General features: G+C 45.0%; 19 protein-coding genes. 12 read left to right on the plus strand and 7 right to left on the minus strand.

Annotated elements, in window-relative coordinates:
• Positions 1-68 precede the first annotated feature (68 nt).
• On the minus strand, positions 69-830 hold the full coding sequence (locus tag JNK13_02735; GenBank protein ID MBL7661647.1) for a hypothetical protein: 762 nt from the start codon (positions 828-830) through the stop codon (positions 69-71).
• A gap of 171 nt (positions 831-1,001) precedes the next feature.
• On the opposite strand from JNK13_02735, the gene JNK13_02740 reads away from it, so the two are divergent.
• The 3 genes from JNK13_02740 to JNK13_02750 all read left to right on the plus strand — a co-directional run bounded on the left by JNK13_02740 (position 1,002) and on the right by JNK13_02750 (position 6,085).
• Positions 1,002-1,487: a GNAT family N-acetyltransferase gene (locus tag JNK13_02740; protein MBL7661648.1), complete on the plus strand. Its 486-nt coding sequence runs from the start codon at positions 1,002-1,004 to the stop codon at positions 1,485-1,487.
• Between the two features lie 104 nt (positions 1,488-1,591).
• On the plus strand, positions 1,592-5,053 hold the full coding sequence (gene dnaE, locus JNK13_02745) for a DNA polymerase III subunit alpha (GenBank protein MBL7661649.1): 3,462 nt from the start codon (positions 1,592-1,594) through the stop codon (positions 5,051-5,053).
• Positions 5,054-5,056: 3 nt separating this feature from the next.
• The gene (locus tag JNK13_02750; protein ID MBL7661650.1) at positions 5,057-6,085 is read left to right on the plus strand and encodes an AI-2E family transporter; all 1,029 of its coding nucleotides are present in this window, start codon (positions 5,057-5,059) and stop codon (positions 6,083-6,085) included.
• A 20-nt stretch (positions 6,086-6,105) separates the two neighbouring features.
• Here JNK13_02750 and JNK13_02755 read toward each other — a convergent pair whose 3' ends face one another.
• Entirely contained in the window at positions 6,106-6,453 is a 348-nt protein-coding gene (locus JNK13_02755) for a divalent-cation tolerance protein CutA (protein ID MBL7661651.1), read from the minus strand.
• A 111-nt stretch (positions 6,454-6,564) separates the two neighbouring features.
• On the opposite strand from JNK13_02755, the gene dacB reads away from it, so the two are divergent.
• The 4 genes from dacB (at position 6,565) to JNK13_02775 (ending at position 11,398) form a co-directional block, all read left to right on the plus strand.
• On the plus strand, positions 6,565-8,097 hold the full coding sequence (gene dacB, locus JNK13_02760; GenBank protein ID MBL7661652.1) for a D-alanyl-D-alanine carboxypeptidase/D-alanyl-D-alanine-endopeptidase: 1,533 nt from the start codon (positions 6,565-6,567) through the stop codon (positions 8,095-8,097).
• Positions 8,098-8,119: 22 nt separating this feature from the next.
• Positions 8,120-9,352: a lytic transglycosylase domain-containing protein gene (locus JNK13_02765; GenBank protein MBL7661653.1), complete on the plus strand. Its 1,233-nt coding sequence runs from the start codon at positions 8,120-8,122 to the stop codon at positions 9,350-9,352.
• Between the two features lie 107 nt (positions 9,353-9,459).
• Positions 9,460-10,056, plus strand: coding sequence for a cytochrome c (locus JNK13_02770; protein ID MBL7661654.1), 597 nt, complete (start codon positions 9,460-9,462; stop codon positions 10,054-10,056).
• A 19-nt stretch (positions 10,057-10,075) separates the two neighbouring features.
• A complete protein-coding gene (locus JNK13_02775; protein ID MBL7661655.1) occupies positions 10,076-11,398 on the plus strand; it encodes a glutamate--tRNA ligase in 1,323 nt (440 codons plus the stop codon).
• A 240-nt stretch (positions 11,399-11,638) separates the two neighbouring features.
• Here the strand turns inward: JNK13_02775 and JNK13_02780 are convergent, their stop codons facing one another.
• Positions 11,639-12,688: a transposase gene (locus JNK13_02780; protein ID MBL7661656.1), complete on the minus strand. Its 1,050-nt coding sequence runs from the start codon at positions 12,686-12,688 to the stop codon at positions 11,639-11,641.
• Between the two features lie 274 nt (positions 12,689-12,962).
• Positions 12,963-13,109 (minus strand): hypothetical protein, encoded by a 147-nt coding sequence (locus JNK13_02785; protein ID MBL7661657.1) that lies wholly within the window; start codon positions 13,107-13,109, stop codon positions 12,963-12,965.
• 104 nt (positions 13,110-13,213) lie between these two features.
• Between JNK13_02785 and JNK13_02790 the strand changes: the two genes are divergently transcribed.
• Positions 13,214-13,699, plus strand: coding sequence for a macro domain-containing protein (locus JNK13_02790; GenBank protein ID MBL7661658.1), 486 nt, complete (start codon positions 13,214-13,216; stop codon positions 13,697-13,699).
• Positions 13,700-13,735: 36 nt separating this feature from the next.
• Positions 13,736-14,254 (plus strand): PH domain-containing protein, encoded by a 519-nt coding sequence (locus JNK13_02795; GenBank protein ID MBL7661659.1) that lies wholly within the window; start codon positions 13,736-13,738, stop codon positions 14,252-14,254.
• Between the two features lie 26 nt (positions 14,255-14,280).
• On the opposite strand, the gene JNK13_02800 is transcribed toward JNK13_02795, so the two are convergent.
• Both JNK13_02800 and JNK13_02805 read right to left on the minus strand, forming a co-directional pair.
• Positions 14,281-14,970, minus strand: coding sequence for a response regulator transcription factor (locus JNK13_02800; GenBank protein MBL7661660.1), 690 nt, complete (start codon positions 14,968-14,970; stop codon positions 14,281-14,283).
• The gene (locus JNK13_02805; protein ID MBL7661661.1) at positions 14,967-15,881 is read right to left on the minus strand and encodes a HAMP domain-containing histidine kinase; all 915 of its coding nucleotides are present in this window, start codon (positions 15,879-15,881) and stop codon (positions 14,967-14,969) included. Before JNK13_02805 ends, JNK13_02800 begins: the two co-directional genes overlap by 4 nt.
• A 65-nt stretch (positions 15,882-15,946) precedes the next feature.
• Between JNK13_02805 and JNK13_02810 the strand changes: the two genes are divergently transcribed.
• A complete protein-coding gene (locus JNK13_02810) occupies positions 15,947-17,002 on the plus strand; it encodes a Glu/Leu/Phe/Val dehydrogenase (protein MBL7661662.1) in 1,056 nt (351 codons plus the stop codon).
• Positions 17,003-17,008: 6 nt separating this feature from the next.
• Positions 17,009-19,096 carry an excinuclease ABC subunit UvrB gene (uvrB, locus tag JNK13_02815; GenBank protein ID MBL7661663.1) on the plus strand — a complete coding sequence of 696 codons (2,088 nt, stop codon included), beginning with the start codon at positions 17,009-17,011 and terminating at the stop codon, positions 19,094-19,096.
• Positions 19,097-19,120: 24 nt separating this feature from the next.
• Here the strand turns inward: uvrB and JNK13_02820 are convergent, their stop codons facing one another.
• A complete protein-coding gene (locus JNK13_02820; GenBank protein ID MBL7661664.1) occupies positions 19,121-19,927 on the minus strand; it encodes an MBL fold metallo-hydrolase in 807 nt (268 codons plus the stop codon).
• A gap of 70 nt (positions 19,928-19,997) precedes the next feature.
• On the opposite strand from JNK13_02820, the gene JNK13_02825 reads away from it, so the two are divergent.
• Positions 19,998-20,438: a DUF1844 domain-containing protein gene (locus JNK13_02825; protein ID MBL7661665.1), complete on the plus strand. Its 441-nt coding sequence runs from the start codon at positions 19,998-20,000 to the stop codon at positions 20,436-20,438.
• Positions 20,439-20,448: the final 10 nt, after the last annotated feature.

Consider the following 20,448-nt stretch of genomic DNA (forward strand, 5'->3'; position numbering starts at 1 on the left):
TGAGTTTTGGAAAGAAAACCTTATTTTCAGGGCCTGACAAGCTGTTGTCAGACCCTGATTTTGTCTACTTAGCGCAGCAACCTCCCCAGCTCGTATGCGTTGATGCCAGCATCTTCCGCAGTTTCAGGATTCTCCTCGTTGAAGTGATCGCAGGTAGTGCCGAAGTAAACTGGCCCAGCAATTCGGCTTCTTGGCGAGAAGATAGCCGAAGTCCGACTCGCGTCAATCCGCCCGATTTCTGTCCAGCTGCCTGCAAGGGGCCTGGCAAACTCAACAGGATTCCAGACATCTCCCGAGGTTTGAGCATTTTTCCAAGTCATTGTCTGATAGACTTTACCACGCAACTCCTCGGAAATTCTTAGTCCGAATGCTTGAGCAATGACACCTGTCCCACGACTCGAACCAGTATTGATCCCATCGGCTAAGATTACTACACGCTTGCCTTGGAGGGAGAGCGATTTTAGCAGTTCAGCTGAAGCTCGACTTCGAGGGTCACCGGGCCAGAAGAGGTAACTTCCTTCTTCATCGCTTTGTCGCAAGGTGATCACGATGCCATCAACTGTTGGTCCGATGATCGGTAACTGTTCGTGCAAGTCGCCAGAACCGATTGGCACCCATTCAACTGGTTGTCCAAGCCCGGCAACAAAACTGGGAGTAACGATATCATTGACATTGCGACCGGCTGGCATCGAGAAGTCGTAGCCAGAAATAGTTGCAATTCTCAAAGTCGTTGGTTGAGTCAGTCTTAGCGGGTTCGCGAAAGTTGCTTGAACAGTCGCTACTACCATAAAGACAAATAACAATGCGGTTACCCGCTGTATACGTGTCATCTGCATATCCTGAAAAGCCCAGCTAGAGATAAAACCTTTTTGCCAGAGACTTTCCGTTCATGAATGCTGATCATCCACGAAAAGCCTTTTCTTGATAATTCTACCCGCAGAAATTTTGTGTATAGTGTAACTCGCGCTATAGACTATAGAAACAGGAAGAGTGAAGCAATCATGAAAGCAATTAAGATCGCTAGTTTGAAAATCGAGGAACTACCAGAGGTTCTGGAGTTATTACGCGGCCTTGCAGAGTTCGAGAAACTTCTTGATCAGTTTGAGGTCACGCTTGAATCCTTGCGCGAACAATTTTTTTGCGAAAAACCAGTTGCTAAGATGCTAGTCGGTAGAGTTGACGACGAAATTAAAGGTTACGCGATTTACTTTAATAACTTTTCTTCATTTCGCTGTAAGCCTGGGATGTATTTAGAAGATTTATATGTCGACCCAAATACTCGAGGGCTAGGCTTAGGTAAGGCACTCCTCAAGGAAGTTGCAAGAATCGCTCAAGCTCAAGGCTGCGTGCGCTACGAGTGGGTAGTGCTTGACTGGAACACAAAAGCGCAAGAATTTTATGAGTCACTAGGAGCCAAGCCTTTAAACGATTGGATAGTATACCGCATGGAGGAAGCAGCAATTTCAAGTTTGGCCGAAGGGAAATAGTTTTCTTAGTATTGGAGCACTGGTTTGATGGGTAAATATTGCTTCACGTGACCGCATATCGTACAGATCTTGCGATTAGCAGCAGGGGGCCGTAGTTTCCAGTCATGCCATTTTGCCATTTACACACTCATACTCAATATAGCGTTCTTGATGGTGCAATTAAGATCAAAGATTTGATTGCAACTGTTAAGTCACTTGGACAAGAAAGCGTTGCCGTGACTGATCACGGAGTGATGCACTCGGTCGTAGATTTTTACGAAGAGGCAAAAAATAACGGCATCCGTCCAATCGTCGGCTGCGAAGTCTATATCACAGCGGGTAGTCGTTTTGACCGTCGACCGGTGAAGCAAGGCGGAGCTGAAACCCACCATCTGACGTTGCTTGTGCAAAACAAGAAAGGTTTTGAAAATCTCAGCCGACTTTCCTCCTTAGGTTATCTTGAAGGCTTCTATCACAAACCACGCATCGATTTTGATTTGCTCAAAGAACATAGCGCAGGGCTGATCTGCTTAAGCGGATGCTTAGCTAGCGAATTTGCTGCCTATGCCAGTGAGGGTCAGGAAGATCGCGCCCGCGAAATTATTGAACGCTACGCACAAGTTTTTGGTGACAGATTTTTCCTTGAAGTTCAACCGCACGACCTCAAAGAACAGCGCATGCTGAATGCCGTTGCGCGTGAGCTCGGCAAGAGTTGTGGAATTCCCTTAGTTGCCACCAATGATGCCCACTATTTATACCGCGATGATTTGCGTGCACATGAAGTTTTACTCTGCGTTTCTACGGGGAAACTTTTAACCGATAAAGACCGTATGCAGCATCCCGGGTGCGATCTATATTTGAAAACAGAAGAAGAAATGTTGCGGGAGCTTCCTGATTTTGCCGATGCAGTTGAGTGCTCAGGCGAAATCGCCAAGCGCTGTGAATTGGAATTTAATTTTAACACACATTACATGCCGCAGTTTGATATTGAGGCAGCGCCAGATGATTACTTTGCGCAACAGGCGCGGGAGGGCTTAACTCAGCGCTTTAAAGAATACGCATTATCCGGAAGGAAATTTTCTCCCGAACAAGTAACTGGATATGACGAGCGCTTGGAAGAAGAAATTAAGTTGATCCTACAAATGGGGTTTGAAGGCTACTTCCTTGTTGTGGCAGATTTCATCGGCTGGGCTAAATCAAACCAAATTGCAGTTGGTCCAGGCCGGGGCAGTGCTGCCGGATCACTTGTCGCTTATGCCCTGGGCATTACAGACGTTGATCCCATCGAACACAAGCTCCTCTTCGAGCGGTTTTTAAATCCAGAACGTATTAGTTTGCCCGATATTGATATTGATTTTTGTGTAAATGGCCGCGATCGCGTGATCGAATACGTGCGCGAGCGCTATGGTCGGGAAAAAGTTGCCCAAATTGTGACCTTTGGAACGCTTAAGGCCAAGGCTGTGATTAAGGATGTCGGTCGTGTTTTGGGCTTAAGTTTTGCCGAAACCGATCGCATTGCGAAATTAATTCCCGCACCACGTCAGGGTTTTGATTTTTCAATTGCCGAAGCCCTGCAGATGGAAAAGCGTCTGAAGGAGTTTAGTGAAGGTGAAGGAGCAGAGCTAATCCAATTGGCAATGAAGTTAGAGGGACTCTCTCGACATACTTCTACTCATGCCGCAGGGATTGTGATTGCTGACAGACCTGTGATGGAATTGCTGCCCTTGATGACCGATAAGGAAGGTCAGGTTATTACGCAACTTGCGATGGGTGCAGTTGAAAAACTTGGTCTTGTGAAATTTGACTTCCTAGGTTTGAAAACACTTACTGTTTTAGATCAGGCCTGCCGTTTAATCAGTTTAAGTGGAGCTGTGCCACCAAAATTAAGCGCCTTGCCATTAAACGACGAGCAGACTTACCGTTTAATCTCTGCTGGAAAAACAACAGGAATTTTCCAGCTCGAATCCTCTGGCATTACCGACATGGTAATTCGCTTACGCCCTAACTGCTTCGAGGATATTGTGGCGATTCTCGCCTTATATCGACCTGGGCCATTAGATGCTGGCATGGCCGATCACTTTATCAATCGCAAGCACGGCCGTGAGCCTGTGAAATATTTACATCCATTGCTGGAAACAATTCTGAAAGATACCTACGGAATTATTCTCTACCAAGAGCAAATCATGCAAATCGCGCGCGACCTTGCAGGTTACTCGCTCGGGGATGCGGATTTATTACGCCGCGCCATGGGTAAAAAGAAGCCAGCTGAAATGGCCAAGCAACGCAAACGTTTCATTGCTGGGGCAACTGCTAAGGGGTTAACGGAAGCTCTTGCAGTAGAAATTTTTGATCAAATGGAAACCTTTGCGCGCTACGGATTTAACCGTAGTCACTCTGTGGCCTACGCGTTAATTTCCTATCAGACTGCATATCTCAAAGCGCACTACCCACGACAATTCTTGGCAGCATTAATGACATTTGAAATGCGTGATAGTGACAAAACGCTAAAAAATCTCAACGAATGTCGTGAGCTTGGAATTTCGATTTTACCACCTGATGTTAACCGCGGGCTTGTCGGTTTTTCGGTAGATCGTGAGAGTATTTTGTTTGGGCTTGGTGCGATTAGTGGAATTGGCGAAAAAGGAGTTGAACAAATTATTGATGAGCGCAATCGGGGTGGTAATTTCGTAAGCTTACTTGACTTTTGTTGTCGCGTTGATCTTTCGGCAGTGAATCATCGGACTATTGAAAATCTGATTAAGTCTGGTGCCTTTGATTGGACTGGCACCACGCGAGCGCAGTTATTTGCTGAATTAGATGAATGCATGAGCACCGGCGCGCGCTGGAAAGCGGACCGAGATTCAAATCAAATTTCGCTGTTTGGCAATGCTCTTGGAAAAGTTTCTAAGCCAACTCAGCTTGCGCGAATGGAGCGCAAAATTCCTGAATGGCCAAGTCAAACACGGCTTAGCTATGAGCGCGAGGCTTTAGGTTTTTATTTAAGTGGACATCCACTGGAACGCTTCCGCCCGGAGCTGAGGCGTCTAGGGAGTATGAGCATTGAAACTTTAGAAACGCAAATTGACGGTGTGCAAGTTTTAGTGGCGGGAGTGATTAATTTTCTTAAACTGAAAAATACTAAGAAAGGAGACCGCTACGCAACTTTCTCACTTGAAGATTTGACGAGTTACGTCGATGTGATTGTGTGGCCAGATGTTTACCAAAAAGTTCATGCTTTACTCGCTTCGGAGGATCCGATTATCGTCACAGGTCGACTTGATGTGACCGATGAAAGGCGCCAGATTATTGCTCAGGATATTCAGTCTGCAGTTACGCTTAGAGATAAAACCGCCAAGGAAGCGCTGGTGCGGGTAAGTCTTGAGCGTTGCTCTAACGAGCGTTTGCAAAAGCTTGAGTCTTTACTCAAGGAATTTAAGGGTGCCTGCCCAGTGAAATTAATTCTAGTTTCACCAAAGCAAAGCGAAGTGGTAGTTTCTTTACCGGAAGCAATTAAAATCGAACCTTCAGAGGCGCTTTGTAATAAGGCCGAAGAGCTTTTCGGTGAACCAGTTTTGCACTTTAGGTAAGACATGAAAGACTTGAGTTTTGAAGAAAAGCGTTTTTTTATCATTCTTGCTGCAGCGGTTGCGACCTTGATTTGGATTCACGAAGTTGCAGTCTTGCTTTTTGTCTCCTACGGACTTGCGCTTGCATTTGACCCCTATGTCACGCGTTACGAAGCCAAGGGACGTAGCCGAGCGCGTAGTGCGATCTTTCTTGGCACCTTAGTGCTACTTGTTGCACTGATTGTGATTCTGTTGATCGTTCCTCCGCTGATCCGTGAAACCGTTGATGTGATCGCTGAATTCCCTAGATACTTAGATTGGGTCAATGTTTTCATTCGTGAGCGCTTAGGCTCGGTTTTAAATTTTCCTAAAGACGTATCCGTGGACCAGGAAGCGCTGCGTTCAGAATTAAGACGCTTGGGTACTACTTATGCCAATGAAATTTGGGAAGTTTTAAAAACGGGAATGCTGCAAGGCTATTCAATTGGCCTTGCGCTCTTAAATATTTTATTGCTGCCATTTTTCACTTTTTACATGATTTGCGATTTGGAGCGTATCCATAGTTGGGGCGCCGAGTTAATTCCTCCGCGATTTCGCAGTAAAACTTTAACTGTGCTCAAGCAAACACGCTCAATTCTTGGTGCCTTCGTGAAGGGCCAATTAATGGTCTGTTTTGCCCTGGGCATACTCTACAGCATTGGATTTTCAGTGATTAGCTTGCCTAATGCGATCGGCATCGGCATGAGTTCTGGGATGCTAGGAATTGTTCCTTATCTGGGCTCAACTGTTGCCTTGATTTTTGGAACACTTTTATCAGTTGTGACCTACGGAACTTTTACTGCTGTTTTCTTGGCTTGGACAGTAATTGCAGTTGTGCAGTTGCTTGAGTCATTCGTGCTTACTCCAAAATTAGTCGGTGAAACCGTCGGCGTACATCCTTTAGTCGTCATGGTTGCTTTAATGATTGGCGGAAATTTATTTGGACTAGTTGGAATCGTGCTTGCTGTTCCTGTGGCCGCTGTTGCAAAAGTCCTGTTGCGTGAAATCAAATAGCAACTGAATCTTCTCTAGGATTAGTGTTTGCAGCAGTCTTTAACCCAAGTGCTATATTGCAGTGAAGCTTTGACTTGATCCAGGACAATTATTTCTGGGCATTGATAAGGGTGAATTTCTTCAAGCAAGCGAATTAGTGCAAGCGAGTTGTCTTGACTGGTTTTGATTAAGAGTTGCTGTTCGGTTGATTTTTCGCGCTTACCGTTCCAGTTGTAGTGCGACGTAATGTTGGCAATCACTGAAATACATGCAGCCAATTGCTGCTGCAAGACTTTCTGGGCAAGTTCTTCTGCGGCATGAGCAGAGTCAACCGTGGTTAACACTAACACCAGATCTGGCAAGAGTTTATCTTTGATAGTTGATTGCATCTGAGCCTCAGCAATACTTTTTAAGCAAATTTGTCATTTTCACTATGGTCTAAGTTTCGATGAAAGGTTATGTGAAAATGCTTTGTGTGTGCAAGTCAGTATCTAGTAACTATGAATCGTAGAGATCCAAAGAACTTAGGGTTTTTTCCGCTAGCGGTCAGTGCCACTTGCGCAGTTAAGTTATGGCAAACAAGCTTGATGCGCTCTGGCCTTGTGCTGCTTTTGACATTTGCTATCAGTCGGGCAGCCAGCGCCGAGAATAATCAACTCGCTGATGCAGCAGCAAGATTGATGCAGAAACTTCGGAGTAAGAGTAAGCTTGGCGTAGTCGTCACAGATCTTGAAACTGGCAATCAGTTATTTAAATTTAATGCTGATCAAGTACTTATGCCTGCATCTGTCATGAAAATTGTGACTAGCGTAGCGGCACTAAAGTATCTGGGAAGTGATTATAAAATACCTACAGAGGTTTTTTCAGAACTTACGCCGAATCAACACGGAGCAATTGGTTCGCTTTATATCCGCGGTTACGGAGACCCGCTCTTAGATACCAGTGATATTGAAGAAATGTCTTTGGCCGTCTCGCGGCGAGGTGTGCGTGAAATTAATGACATCGTAGTGGATAACTCTCTGTTTGTTGACCCGTTCCCTGCATCGGGGGCTAAGGCTTATCAAGCTGGGACAAGTGCGCTTACGCTAAATCAAAATACGCTAACTCTTGAGGTTTACCCGGGGGGCTCAGGCGAACGTGCAAGTGTGTATTTACCAGCGGGCAGCCCTTTTATCGTTGATAATCAAGTGCAAACTTCGAGTCGTGCAGTCAATCAAATTACAGTGATCGAAACTGGAGTAATACAAAAGGGCGGGGAATTTTTTCAAAACACAAGCGGGCAATTGCCCACCCTCAAAATTTCCGGAAAAATTGGTGGGCTCTCTCGACCAGCAAGTTACCGGCGAGCATTATTAAATCCCGAGATGGCAGTGGCTAATACCTTTGCTGAATATTTCAGGCGTCAGGGTATTAAAATTAAAGGACAACTGCGCATTGGAGCGACTCCAGGTAATGCGCGCTTGATTGATTCGTTTGAATTTTCGACTCTTGCCGATGCGATTCGAGAAATGAATCACACCAGTAATAACGTGGTTGCAAATCAATTACTATTTGCTTTAGGTCAAGATGCTAAAGGGTATTTTCGCAGCCATCTCGGGATCGAACGGATTCATGCAATGTTAGCCGAACTGGAATGCGCTGCTGGGTCATACGCAGTTTATGATGGGTCGGGCTTAAGCAAGAAAAATCGCATTACTGCAAGTTGCCTGAGTCGCGTGCTGCGTTATGCCTATCATGACTTTTCAATTGCCCCTGATTTTATTGCCTCGTTTAGCCGCTTTGGTCACACGGGCACTCTGCGTAAGCGTAAACTTAGGCCAAGAAATAGTAGTGCATTGAAGGTCTTGTCGCGCGAGACTCAGGCGGATAGTGTTTGGGCTAAAACTGGGACACTAGCAGGAGTGACAGCTTTGGCGGGCTATGCAACGACAGGCTCGAATCGCCGCGTTGCGTTTGTGATTTTAAGCAATAGCGGTGGAGCGAGATCGCTAGAAAATGAAATTGTTAAATTGATTATTGGATCGAAAATTTAATTTATCGTGAGTGGTTTTGGCGATGAAAAATTACAGTAGAATTATTTTTGCTATACTTTGCTGCTTGAGCGTGTCGGTGGCAGGAGCGCAGGAGCGTATTTATCAAGACAATCTTCAAGCTAAGCTTGAAGGGGAGGTAACGAGCAAGCGCCAAAATGCGGCAACGTCAAAAATTTCTCCAGAATTTCGCCCCTCGAAGGAGCTTGCGGGTAGGGTTGAATTTTGGAAATTAGTGCTAGGAAAATACGATAAGACTCAAGCGGTTATCCATCATCGCTTGTATCCACAAATCATCTACTCGGTATTAGATTTTAGTGACTTACAAGCCAAACCAGCAGCTAAGGTTTATGCTAAATTGCGTGAGCGCGCAGTTGAGAAAGAAAAAGATCGCGTGCGCTTAGCTTTACTTGCATTAGCTCAAGGTAAAGCTCCAAGTGATGAGCTAGAAAAGCGTATTGTGCAGCTTTTTAGAGAAATTCCCGGTAATAAATCAAGACTATATAAGACTTCTGCTGCAGGGGAGATGGTTCGTAGTCAAACGGGGATTCGCGATCAATTTGAAGCTGGATTACGTCGTTCGGGGCGTTATCTTTATGCAATTGAGAGAATTTTTAGAGAGCGCGGATTGCCGTGGGAAATTTCACGACTCCCGTTAGTGGAATCATCTTTTAATTATGAGGCTTATAGTTCGGTTGGAGCTGCGGGCATTTGGCAGTTTATGCGATCCACTGGAAAGCGATTTTTAAATATTACATCGAATATCGACGAACGTCGCGATCCAATTCGAGCCAGTCATGCAGCCGCGCGCTACCTAAGTCTTGCCTACGAAGATTTAGAAGCCTGGCCATTGGCTATTACTTCTTATAATCACGGAGTGAGTGGAGTGTTAAAGGCAATTCGTGAAACTGGGTCGAGGAAAATTGAGAGGATTATTGATGAGTACGAAAATCCAACATTTGGATTTGCTTCGAGTAATTTTTTTGCATCTTTTTTAGCTGCGCTCGATTTGGAGCAAAACAGTGAGCAGTATTTCCCAGGATTGCGGCGAGATGAACCATGGTATTTTGATGAATATCAAGTGGCAAGGTCGATGAAAATCTCGGAGGTTGAACGCCTTACGGGTGTTACAAGAGGGGATTTGGAGCGTTTAAATCCGAATTTCCTTAAACCAGTTTGGCAGGGCCGAGCGAATGTTCCAGCTGGGTATACTGTAAGAATCCCGCCAAAGACTGCAAAAATCTCGGATAAAAGCTGATAATTTATTGAAGTTGTTGACGTTTTTTACTTTGCTCAGTAATGAAATATGTAGATATCAGTATAAAAACAGGAGTTCTTTGCTTCTCGAAGTAAAATGCACTTTGTATGAAAATTTTTAACACTAAGAAGTCGATACTATTGATGGTGCTCGTATTCGCTGTAGTTTTTACTACTGCGATTGGGTGCAAGCGAAAGAGTAAGGAATTTGGTGGAACTGGCAAAGCGCAGCCATTGGTTGCACAGCCTCAATATGCATCAAATGCTGCTGTCTCGATTATTCCGGGGAATGCAAATATTTCCGATGTTGCACCTGTCGGTCCAGATGCTCCTGCAGACGGCGCAAAACTCTATGCAACTAACTGCGCTGTGTGCCATCAGGCAACAGGTAAGGGTGTGCCAGGGGCATTCCCTCCGTTGGACCAGAGCCCTTATGTCGTAGGGGACAATGTAGAACGCATGGGGTCGATTATGCTCTATGGTCTGATTGGTCCGATCAAGGTTTTGGGTGCAGATTATAATAACGCGATGGTTGCTTTCGGACCTCAACTTAATGATAAAGAGCTTGCTGCGATTGCGACATACGTGCGTAGTAGTTGGGGCAATAAGGCTCAGCCAGTTGAGGCAGCAACCTTTGCAAAACTGCGTCAAAAGTGGGGCGCGCGTGGGCCGTTTCAGATTTCTGAATTAGGCGAAGAGAAATAATTTAAATTTTAGAGGCCCTTTGGTTCGTTTACGTTTTGCACCAAGTCCGACAGGACCGTTTCACATCGGCGGTGCGCGAACTGCGCTCTTTAATTATTTGTTTGCCAGGAACCAAGGCGGCAAGTTTATTTTACGCATTGATGATACAGATCGCAGTCGCTCTGAGAAGCGCTTTGAGGAAGATATCATAGCTGGATTAAAGTGGTTGGGTTTGAATTTTGATGAAGGACCTGAAGTGGGAGGTCCAGCAGGTAGTTATCATCAAGCTGAGCGTAAGGCTTTATATGCAAAACAGTTAGAGGTTTTGCTAGCGAGGGGGGCTGCTGAGAAATGTCCTGATGGTGCGATTCGTCAACGCTATGGGCATGATTTGATCCGCATTACAGATCTTGTTTGTGGGCAATGTGAATTTAGACCGCAGTCGCTTGGACCGCCCCCAGTCCTAATTCGTTCCGATGGCGAGCCTACGTATCATTTAGCTAGCGTGTGTGATGATATTGATATGAAGATCACTCATGTTGTGCGTGGTCAGGACCATCTAACGAATACTGCAAAGCATGTTTTGATGTTTAGGGCGTTGGGGGTAAATGATCCTCAGTTTGCGCATTTGCCGCTGATTTTAGGTTCAGATGGGCACAAATTATCTAAGCGGGATACCGCGACTCTTACGGCTGTAACGGAATTCCGGAATGCTGGGTTTATCCCTGAGGCGATTATTAATTTTCTGATGTTGCTTGGATGGTCAGATCCGAGAGGTAGGGAAATTCTAACTTTAGCAGAGGCTGGTGAAGTATTTTCGTTTGACCGTGTGCATAAGGGTGGGGCTGTTTTTGATGAACCGCGATTAAGGTTTTTAAATGTGGAGTGGATGAAGCTTTTATCTGGTCGCCAGGTTTTGGATTATTCTGCGAGTTTTATTCAGGGTTGGAATGATCGCTTGGGGGCATTATTTGAGCCAGGCCGCTTTGAGATGTTAGTGCATGCGCTGAAGGATGGGTTCCATTCGCTGAAGGAAGTTGAGGATGTTGCCAAGTTAGTGTCTGTGGATATGTTGGATTTGACGCCGGCGGCAAATGACTTCATCGCGAGTGACCGGGATTTTCCAAAATTTAAACTTTGTTTGAAAAATTATCTTGAAGGGCATCGGCCGAAGTCGAATTTTTACAGTGAAGCGGATTTGTCGGCGTTGATAGATTATCTTAAGAGGGAGAGTGGGCGTGCGGGGAAGGGGCTTTTTCAGGCTTTAAGAGTGGCGTTGACGGGGGATGTGTCTGGGCATGAGTTGAAGGTGATTTTTCCGTATTTACATTACGGGGTATTGCTTAAGCGGGTGGGGAGTTAGAATACATTATCCCTATTTGCCTATTAGGTCCCTATTAGGTGCAGGGCCTACTATGTGTGTAAGTATCGGCTATGCCTAGAGGGAGAACTTCCAAATGACCGACAAAAGCCTCAAGACCGAGCAATTCATCTACCCATTTCCATCCAACTTCAGAAAATACTCCAATTTCTAACTTCGTGAATAAACTTCACCATGACGAGCGCACAAAATCTCGTTAAAAATTAGCTGCAAGCTTATTTTTTATCCTATCGGCAGCGGTAGCAAGGCACTAGCTAAAAGATGGCCGCCGGGAGTAAAGAATCCAGGAGGGGGCCTGAAGTGTAAGGCCCCAATTTTCCACATCGCAAACGCTTTTCTTGCTAAGTCAATTTGCCCCTTAAACCATCCAGTAAAAGCTTTTCTTAGTTCGATATCTGACGACATGCAAAACGTTTTGAAACCTGATCGTTTAGAGGTGTACGGAAGACTGAATGAACGAATTCGTAATGCATGCGGACCAATTACTCGTCGTGTGCGACGAAGTCTTTGTCCGTGTTCCCTATCGGCGATGGTGTTGAGAAGTTCCTTTTTATATAGTTCCGATTGCAACTCTACACATTGCTTAAAACATTTTAAGAATGCCCACGGTTGAATTTTGAGTTTATAATTAATTCCTTTGCCAGCTTCAAGCTTCCTCGCAAGCAATTCCTGTTCTTCGATACTCATATCAGCGTCAGGCAATTTGAAAATTTGATCGCGCGAGATTTTCTTGCAAGTTTTGCTAATGTTCCCTTCAAGCAGTGCTCGATAACTAGATACCCCTGGATATTCAGAAATTTTGTCCACTAGATCAGCTGTAACAGGGTTGAGGTATAGGTAAGCAATTCTGTCCATAACTTTTGCTGGATCTAATGCAATTACAGAATCATATCCAGAAACCCATACGCTTCTTTGACTTCTTCCACAAAGCCTATTAATTGCATGCCCTAATTCACATTTAAGATATCTCATAAATTTCGGCACGTCCTCAGGGTTATGCACAATGCAAATTAAATGAAAATGATTTCCCATGAAAATATAGTGACATATTGTAATAGGGTATTGGGTTGATGCGCTAGCTAATATACCTTCAATGATTACAGCAAAATAGGGAGTCGCTACAAAAGGCAGCCCCTCTTGAATACTACTTGATATTTCTAGCACTGAGTTATTAAAAAAACACTTTGGATTGCGTGGCATTGTAGATAGCCTCCTAATAGTTACGATTACTCTATTAGTATTTTCGGCCGTTTGAGGACTGATGTTGCTCATCGGCCAGAAAAAAGTAACCCTGTACCTATGGCCGAAACCCTGTACCTATGGCCGAAACCCTGTACCTATGGCCGTTGGCCGTTAAGTTAAGGATTTTTTTTCGTCATCCTGAGCGAGTCCAGTAAGAGCGAATTGAAAGTCCCCAACTGCATTTACTGGAGAAATTTGAAGATTTCTCGACTACGCCTCGTGGAGTTCGTCCTAATTGGGCCGAAGGGCTCAAAATGACAAGGACTTGCCTGCTTTCCTCAACTTAATGGCCGTGACCCCGTGCCTAGTGAAAACACTGCACATAATGAAGTTTAATATTGTCACTGCTCCAGTGATTTTTCTGCCAACGATCTTCTCCGCGCATTAGTTCTTTTTCTTCAAATACTTGAATTATACATTCAACTTCATAGGTTGAGCGAATTAGCTGCATTCTTGACAAGTTTCCTTGATCGCATTTTGCACATTAAATTTTTATAAAAAACTTTGTTTCTTTGTTTGAGAATGATTACTCTGATGCCAGGAGATATATTAATTATGATTAAAGAAGTTGTCGGTGATATTTTATTAAGCGGATCAGATTTGATAGCTCATGGAGTTGCCCCAAACGATAATTTTGGACAAGGCTTAGCGCTGAGTTTGCGGGATCGGTGGCCAGCGCTATACAAAGATTTTAGACATTATTGTCAGACTACACATCCAGAACCCGGACAGGTTTGGGTGTGGACTGGTGCTGACCGAGTGCGCATCGCAAATTTACTAACACAAGAGGCTGCTTATGGCCATGGTGCTAAGCCTGGAATTGCTCATCTTGATTATGTTAATCATGCTTTAAGAGAGTTGCGTAAGGTAATTGAAAAGGAAAAGATTAAATCAATAGCAATTACTAAAATCGCTACAGGCGTAGGACGACTCGACTGGGATGATGTTAAACCATTAATCGCCAAGCACCTTGGAGATATGGGCATTCCAGTGTACGTTTATGCTACCTTTAAGCCTGATGTTAAAGCGCAAGAAAACTAAGCAACTGTATACTAAAATAATTATAAAAAGTGCGTTGTGATCAAAACTAAACAAGTCAGAGTAAAGCGCAGTTGGATCTCAGTGATCCCGTATGTACTACTGGTCTTTGCCGTTGCATATCTGATTTACTCATTTACTAGTCGCTCGGATGCGTATGGCTTAGAAATACCGGTTGGCTTTCTTGGTATCGCTGAACTTACCTTGCCAGTATGGCTATTATTTTTGATTGTTGGTTTGGCTCGTCCACTGATGCTAATGCGAGACTCTTGTCACTACATGTCTGATCATCACTTACGTTCGACGACTGGAATGATGTCGCTGCGTCGTGAGCAGGTTAACATTCCCTTTGAAGATATTTTAGGTGTGAGAGTCTCCCAAGGCATTCTTGAGCGAATTTTTAATACTGGTACGATTTTAGTTTGGACAGCGTTTGCTGATCGTCCTGAGGTAAAAATGAAAGGTATTTTCAGGCCCCAACATTATGCGGACATGCTTAGCGCCCGTATCGATGACGCCTTAGTTAATCGTGGACAAATGCGAAAGGCTAAGCATTAGTTGTATTTAGTCAGTAGAGAGATTTACTAGACATCCCATTGATAACCCAGCCCACGCACAGACTTGATCGGATCAAGATCGATCCGCTTAAATATCGTCCGCAACCTCACAATCGCATTGTCCACGGAACGTGGGTTGCCCTCCTTGCCCCAGGTTAACGCTAATAGATCGTCCCGAGAAATTGCACTCGGTGCACGTGCAATTAAAGTCCGTAAAATCGTATTGTCATGTAACTGCAAAGCTTCAGTAACAGCATCTGCAAATTTAATCGCCAGCGCCGCAGGGTCGTAAACCGCACCTCGAGGTAAAACTACTACCTGCAATTGCGCTTGATTCGCTGCCTCTAACACTAACGTCTTTTCCAAAACTCGCTCTAAGCGCAATAACAATTCCCTTAATAAAAATGGCTTAGGAATATAGTCAACCGCGCCAAGTTCATACCCACGCAGCCGATCCTCGGCCTCAGTCCGCGCAGTTAGAAAAATTACCGGCAACTCTGGACGCTTAGTTAATAAAGTCTGAGCAACACTAAACCCGTCTCCATCAGGTAAACCCACATCTAATAATGCAGCATCAACCTTACGCGTTAGCTTTTGACTCACGATCTCATGCGCAGTCGTCACCCAAATTACATCGTAATCAGCATCGGTCAATCCCTCTTTGAGTGATTGACCCAGCACTAAATCATCCTCAACAAGTAATATTACTGCTTTCATTCGCTGCGTATGCCCTTTCTCGGTAAAGTTATTTCTAACATAAACCCACGTGCAGGGTCCTTAAAAATTAGATCTCCCCCAAGTGCCCGCAAAACAGCTCGACTTACATACAAGCCCACTCCACTGCCGCTCCCAGAGTAAACGCGACTAAATGCTTTACCTAAAAAATTGGCCTGCTCAGCATAGCCTTTGCCATTATCGGCAATTCTTAAAACTGTTCTCGTTGCCTCTTGCTCCACGCTCACGCTGAGCCGATTAGCTGAACCGTGCACGATTGCATTTATTGCAATGTTCGACAAAACCATTTCCAGCGCGCGCGCATCACTTTCAACAAGATGCGGACCTGAGGATAATTCAAGATCTAACTCTAGCGCAGGGAAACGCCCAATCACACGCAGCAGTAATTCGGCAAGATCAATCTTTTCAATGTAAAACCGCTTCGCATCTGTGCCCACCAAGTAAAGCGAATTCTCGAGCTGCGCTGTGAGGCGCTGAACTTCGGATTGTAGCCGCTCTAAAATACTTTTATTCTCAGCCTGCGCGAGTTTTTTTTGCAAAAGCTCGGCCTGCAGTTGAATGCTTGATAGCGGTGTTTTTAATTCATGAGTAAATGCCGATAAAAATGTTTCAAGCTCAGCTCGGGCACGCCGCTCCTTGATGATGAAATAAAGTAAAGCCGCAGCACCGAGAAGTAGCGAAACAACTAACGTTGCGCCCTCCCACATTAACATCTTATGATGTTTTAGCGCTTCGTTGCTGGGAGAAACGCCCAAACGCTCTAGCCGATTGACTTGTGAATAGGAGAAGTAAAACCACCAAATACAGAGGGAAATCGTTGTCGCAACCCACACCAGTGCGCTTGCCGGTGCAAGATACTTTTTGAGCCCAGATTTTCTCGCCCAGTTGTTCATTTATTTAGATTCTGTATACAAGATAGCCAGTTATTTCGACTAATTTATAAGGGAAAGTCAACGTGATAGCAATTAACGAGCTTACAGAAAGAAAACACGAACGCGTGATCGTAGCGCAAGACAGGAAGACTGGCCTCAAAACAATTATTGGGGTTCACGATACAACACTGGGGCCAAGTCTTGGTGGTTGTCGTGTGCGTAATTATGAATCGTTCGATCACGCTCTGGCGGATGTACTAAGACTGTCTGAGGCGATGACTTATAAAAATGCTCTCGCGGGACTTAATATTGGTGGCGGTAAGGCTGTCATTATGGCGGACCGCTATAAGTTGCAAGTTGAACGCCAAGCTTTCTTCGAATCGTTCGGGCGAATCGTTGAGTCTTTAAGTGGCATTTATTATTCGGCGGAAGATATGGGAACTTCTGTTGAGGATATGCAATCAATTCGCAGGGGCACAAAATACGTGGTTGGCCGCGACCCAAACGAAGGCGGATCGGGAGATCCCTCTCCATATACTGCTAAAGGGTTACTCTATGGAATGCGTGCCTGCCTTGAAGAGCTTTTCGGTAGCGGCGATCTTAAAGGCCGAACAATTGCCGTGCAAGGTGCAGGCCATGTTGGCTACCCACTCGTATTAGACCTAGTTAAAGCAGGCGCACATGTGATTGTTGCGGATACCAACGAACGCCAAGTTACAGCTCTAAAAAAAGAAGTTGATGTTGAAGAAGTAAGCCCTGATGAAATTTTATCCGTACCCTGTGACATTTTCGCACCTTGCGCGATTGGCGGAATTATTAATCCACAAACTGTCAACCGCTTGAAGTGCAAAATCCTTGCAGGCGCAGCGAATAACCAACTTGAAGGCCCGCAAACTGAACGCATGATTTGGTCGCGCGAAATTCTCTACGCACCAGATTTTGCAATTAACGCAGGCGGAGTGATCTCTTGTGCCGATGAATTGGAAAGCGGAGGATTTACCTTGTCGCGCGTGATGGAACGTGTGGAACGTATCTATGAAACGATTAAGACGATTTTTCAGCGTGCAAAACAAAGTGGAGAATTGCCAGGGGAGATCGCGCTAGCCATGGCCGAAGAAAGAATTTTGACGGCCCGCACTTAGTTACTGATGCAAGCAGGCGTGCAAAAGTTTCCCAATCAAAAATTCTTAGAACAAGTTGATTGGAAAACGCAATTTGAGCTTATTAGTAAAAATACTCCTTGCGGCGATCAGCCCGCTGCAATTGACGCACTTACGCAAAATATTGCAACGCAACGCCTGGGCACATTGAGTGCTAAGGGCAAGTCGCAGTCGCGTCACGTGCTCTTGGGTATTACTGGCTCCGGTAAGACATTTACAATTGCCAATGTAATTCAAAAGCTCCAACGTCCGACCCTTGTTTTGGCGCATAATAAAACATTAGCCGCACAACTTTATTCTGAATTTCTGGAATTATTTCCCAAGAATGCCGTACGCTATTTTGTCAGCTATTACGACTACTACCAACCTGAAGCCTACGTGCCATCGACAGATACTTATATTGAGAAAGACGCCGCGATTAACGATGAAATCGACAAGCTCAGACATGCTGCCACTAAGGCGCTACTTGAAAGACGGGATGTGATTATTGTTTCAAGTGTAAGTTGTATTTACGGTTTGGGTGAGCCCGAAGTTTACTTTGAGTCTGTGCTTTTTCTTGAACGCGGTAGCAAAATTACCAAAGAGAAAGTTTTAAGAAAACTTGTTGATTTACAGTATACACGAGAAGAAACGGAACCCACCGCGGGCACATTTCGTGCCCGTGGTGACGTTGTTGAAGTAATTCCTGTTGCTGAAGATGAACTTGCCTTGCGACTTGAATTCTTCGGCGAGGAACTCGAAGCGATTTCTGAAATTGACCGTATTTCCGGCACTGCAAGAGCGCGTCTGGAGCGTGCCTGTATTTACCCGGCTAGCCACTTTGTAACCTCACGCGAGAATGTGGATCGAGCGTTGAAAACAATTCGCTCTGAGCTTGAAGCATGCATTCCGGAGCTCGACGGTTTAGGAAAAACACTTGAGTCTAAGCGTCTTGAACAGCGCGTGCGTTATGACCTTGAGTTGCTAGAGGAAATGGGATTCTGCCCAGGCATTGAGAATTATTCGCGACATCTCACAGGGCGCCTACCTGGAGAACCACCGCCGACGCTAGTGGATTATTTCCCCGAAGATCTTTTAGTGGTGATCGATGAAAGCCATGTCACAGTGCCACAACTTTTAGGGATGTATCGCGGTGATCGTTCGCGCAAGCAAACGCTAGTTGATTATGGATTTAGATTGCCCTCAGCGCTAGATAATCGTCCACTACGTTTTGATGAGTTTCTTGAGCGCACTAAAGATATAATTTTTGTTTCCGCGACCCCTGCAAAGTATGAATTAGAACAAGCTCAGTGCTCAGATATTTCTCCTGGTAATGTAGTTGAACAAATTATCCGTCCCACTGGATTAATTGATCCAGTTGTGGAAATTCGACCTGCGCAGAATCAGGTCATAGATTTTCAGGCGGAAATTGCGCAAGTGATTGCGCGTCGTGAGCGCGTGCTTGTAACGACATTAACGAAGCGCCTAGCCGAAGATTTGTCAGAATACTATCGTGAACAGGGGCTAAAGGTACGCTATTTACATTCCGACATTGAAGTTCTAGAGCGCATTGAGCTGATTCGTTCACTTCGTAACGGAGACTATGACATTTTAGTCGGCATTAATTTGCTACGCGAAGGCCTAGATTTACCTGAAGTCAGCCTTGTCGGGATTATGGATGCGGATAAAGAAGGGTTTTTGCGTTCAAGCACGAGCTTAATTCAAACAATTGGCCGCGCCGCACGTAATCTCAACGGCAGAGTTATTCTTTATGCCGACAAGCAGACAGACTCAATCAAATACGCGGTGCGAGAAACAGAACGCCGGCGTAAAATGCAGATTGAGTATAATAGCGTGCATCAGATTATCCCTCGTTCAGTAACACGTGCTCAGGAGGCACAATTTATTTCTCGTGAAGAAATCTTTGCGGAAATAGATGTGAAGGAATTGCCCAAAACTCAGCGCGAATGCCAGTTGCTTCTAGAAAAATATCGCAAAGAAATGTTCGCACTAGCCAAGCGCTTGCGCTTCGAACAAGCCGCTGCACTGAGAGATAAGGTCAAAGTCTTAGAGCGGCTATTTTATAGTTTATCGTAAGCGCTCTCTCGTATTGCAAACTTTCTAGGTGCTACCGTCAATCACTAACCCATCCCAGGCCAGTTCAACTACACCATTGGTCTGGTTTAGAAGTTTTTCTGAAGTTTCAGCATGCAAGGCATCATGTGAGAGATGCGTGAGATAGGCCTTTTTCAGTCCTAAAGACATGGCAAATTCAGTTGCTTGCTCGATTGTAAAGTGTGTTGGATGTGGGCGATGACGTAAGCCATCTACAACGAGTATCGAAATTCCTTGGAGCGCTTCGCGAGTATGTGCAGGGACGGCAGAACAATCGGTCATGTAGGCGAAATTTCCAATTCGTAGTCCCATGATTTGTAGCTGACCATGAGTTACTTCGATTGTCTGCAGAGTTAGGTTTTTAAGTATGACCTCTGATCCAATTTCAATTTGATGCAGTTCGACCTGGGGTGGCGGTGCTCCAGGATAGTCGGGGACTGGGGAGAAGATATAGGAGAACATCCGCTGCAATTCACTAACAGATTTTTGATGCGTATAAATTGGCAGTGGTGTTTTTGAGTGAAAATTACATACACGTAGATCGTCAATGCCAAAGACATGATCGGCATGCGTGTGAGTGTAGATCACTGCATCGAGTGTCGAAAAATCATAACGCAGCATCTGTTGACGGAGATCGGGAGTGGTGTCGACCAGGGCTCGACATTCTCCCAGTTCTTCTTTCCAGGAGATGAGGATTGAAGAGCGTAACCGACAGTCACGCGGGTCCTTTGATTGACAGACCCGACAGGCACAGCCCGGCAAGGGCACCCCCGTAGATGTTCCTGTGCCAAGTAATGTAATTTTAAAATCCATTTTTTCGCGAGTATTTATTGTACTCTAACTCCTTGCAGAGATTAAAGAATCGATAGTATAACACTTCTCTATGGCTAATGAGAAACCAGAAGAAGTCCGCATCATCGACAAGAGAAGATTTACGTCAGACGGAGAAATTAGAAAAGAGGGAGAAGTTTTAAGCTCTGATTTTAGCGCTCCTCAACAAGCAAGCCAAAATCAAGCCACTGAAGCTAAATTGCAAAGTGAACGGCGCCAAGCTCCGCCTGCCACGACCGACACTGACGAACCAATTGACTTTTCCTCTTTTATCGTCAGTATTGCCACGCAGGCTATGGCCGCACTGGGAGAAATTCCAAACCCACAAACAGGAGTCCAAGCTCCGAATCATGCCGCGGCACGGGAGTTGATTGATATTATTGCGATGTTGGATCTAAAGACTAAGGGTAATCTTAGCGCAGATGAGGCGCTTTTGATCGAGGAAGTTTTGCATAGTTTGCGCTTAGCCTTCGTCAAACGCTTTACGAAATAACAGTGTATTA

It is taken from the genome of bacterium (assembly GCA_016786595.1).
GTDB lineage: Bacteria > Bdellovibrionota_C > UBA2361 > SZUA-149 > JAEUWB01 > JAEUWB01.

Bases quoted from the DNA above. Each gene is read 5' to 3' on its own strand.
- JNK13_02735 (MBL7661647.1), bottom strand. From the start codon at position 830: ATGACACGTATACAGCGGGTAACCGCATTGTTATTTGTCTTTATGGTA.
- JNK13_02740 (MBL7661648.1), top strand. From the start codon at position 1,002: ATGAAAGCAATTAAGATCGCTAGTTTGAAAATCGAGGAACTACCAGAG.
- dnaE (MBL7661649.1), top strand. From the start codon at position 1,592: ATGCCATTTTGCCATTTACACACTCATACTCAATATAGCGTTCTTGAT.
- JNK13_02750 (MBL7661650.1), top strand. From the start codon at position 5,057: ATGAAAGACTTGAGTTTTGAAGAAAAGCGTTTTTTTATCATTCTTGCT.
- JNK13_02755 (MBL7661651.1), bottom strand. From the start codon at position 6,453: ATGCAATCAACTATCAAAGATAAACTCTTGCCAGATCTGGTGTTAGTG.
- dacB (MBL7661652.1), top strand. From the start codon at position 6,565: ATGAATCGTAGAGATCCAAAGAACTTAGGGTTTTTTCCGCTAGCGGTC.
- JNK13_02765 (MBL7661653.1), top strand. From the start codon at position 8,120: ATGAAAAATTACAGTAGAATTATTTTTGCTATACTTTGCTGCTTGAGC.
- JNK13_02770 (MBL7661654.1), top strand. From the start codon at position 9,460: ATGAAAATTTTTAACACTAAGAAGTCGATACTATTGATGGTGCTCGTA.
- JNK13_02780 (MBL7661656.1), bottom strand. From the start codon at position 12,688: ATGAGCAACATCAGTCCTCAAACGGCCGAAAATACTAATAGAGTAATC.
- JNK13_02785 (MBL7661657.1), bottom strand. From the start codon at position 13,109: ATGCAGCTAATTCGCTCAACCTATGAAGTTGAATGTATAATTCAAGTA.
- JNK13_02790 (MBL7661658.1), top strand. From the start codon at position 13,214: ATGATTAAAGAAGTTGTCGGTGATATTTTATTAAGCGGATCAGATTTG.
- JNK13_02800 (MBL7661660.1), bottom strand. From the start codon at position 14,970: ATGAAAGCAGTAATATTACTTGTTGAGGATGATTTAGTGCTGGGTCAA.
- JNK13_02805 (MBL7661661.1), bottom strand. From the start codon at position 15,881: ATGAACAACTGGGCGAGAAAATCTGGGCTCAAAAAGTATCTTGCACCG.
- uvrB (MBL7661663.1), top strand. From the start codon at position 17,009: ATGCAAGCAGGCGTGCAAAAGTTTCCCAATCAAAAATTCTTAGAACAA.
- JNK13_02820 (MBL7661664.1), bottom strand. From the start codon at position 19,927: ATGGATTTTAAAATTACATTACTTGGCACAGGAACATCTACGGGGGTG.
- JNK13_02825 (MBL7661665.1), top strand. From the start codon at position 19,998: ATGGCTAATGAGAAACCAGAAGAAGTCCGCATCATCGACAAGAGAAGA.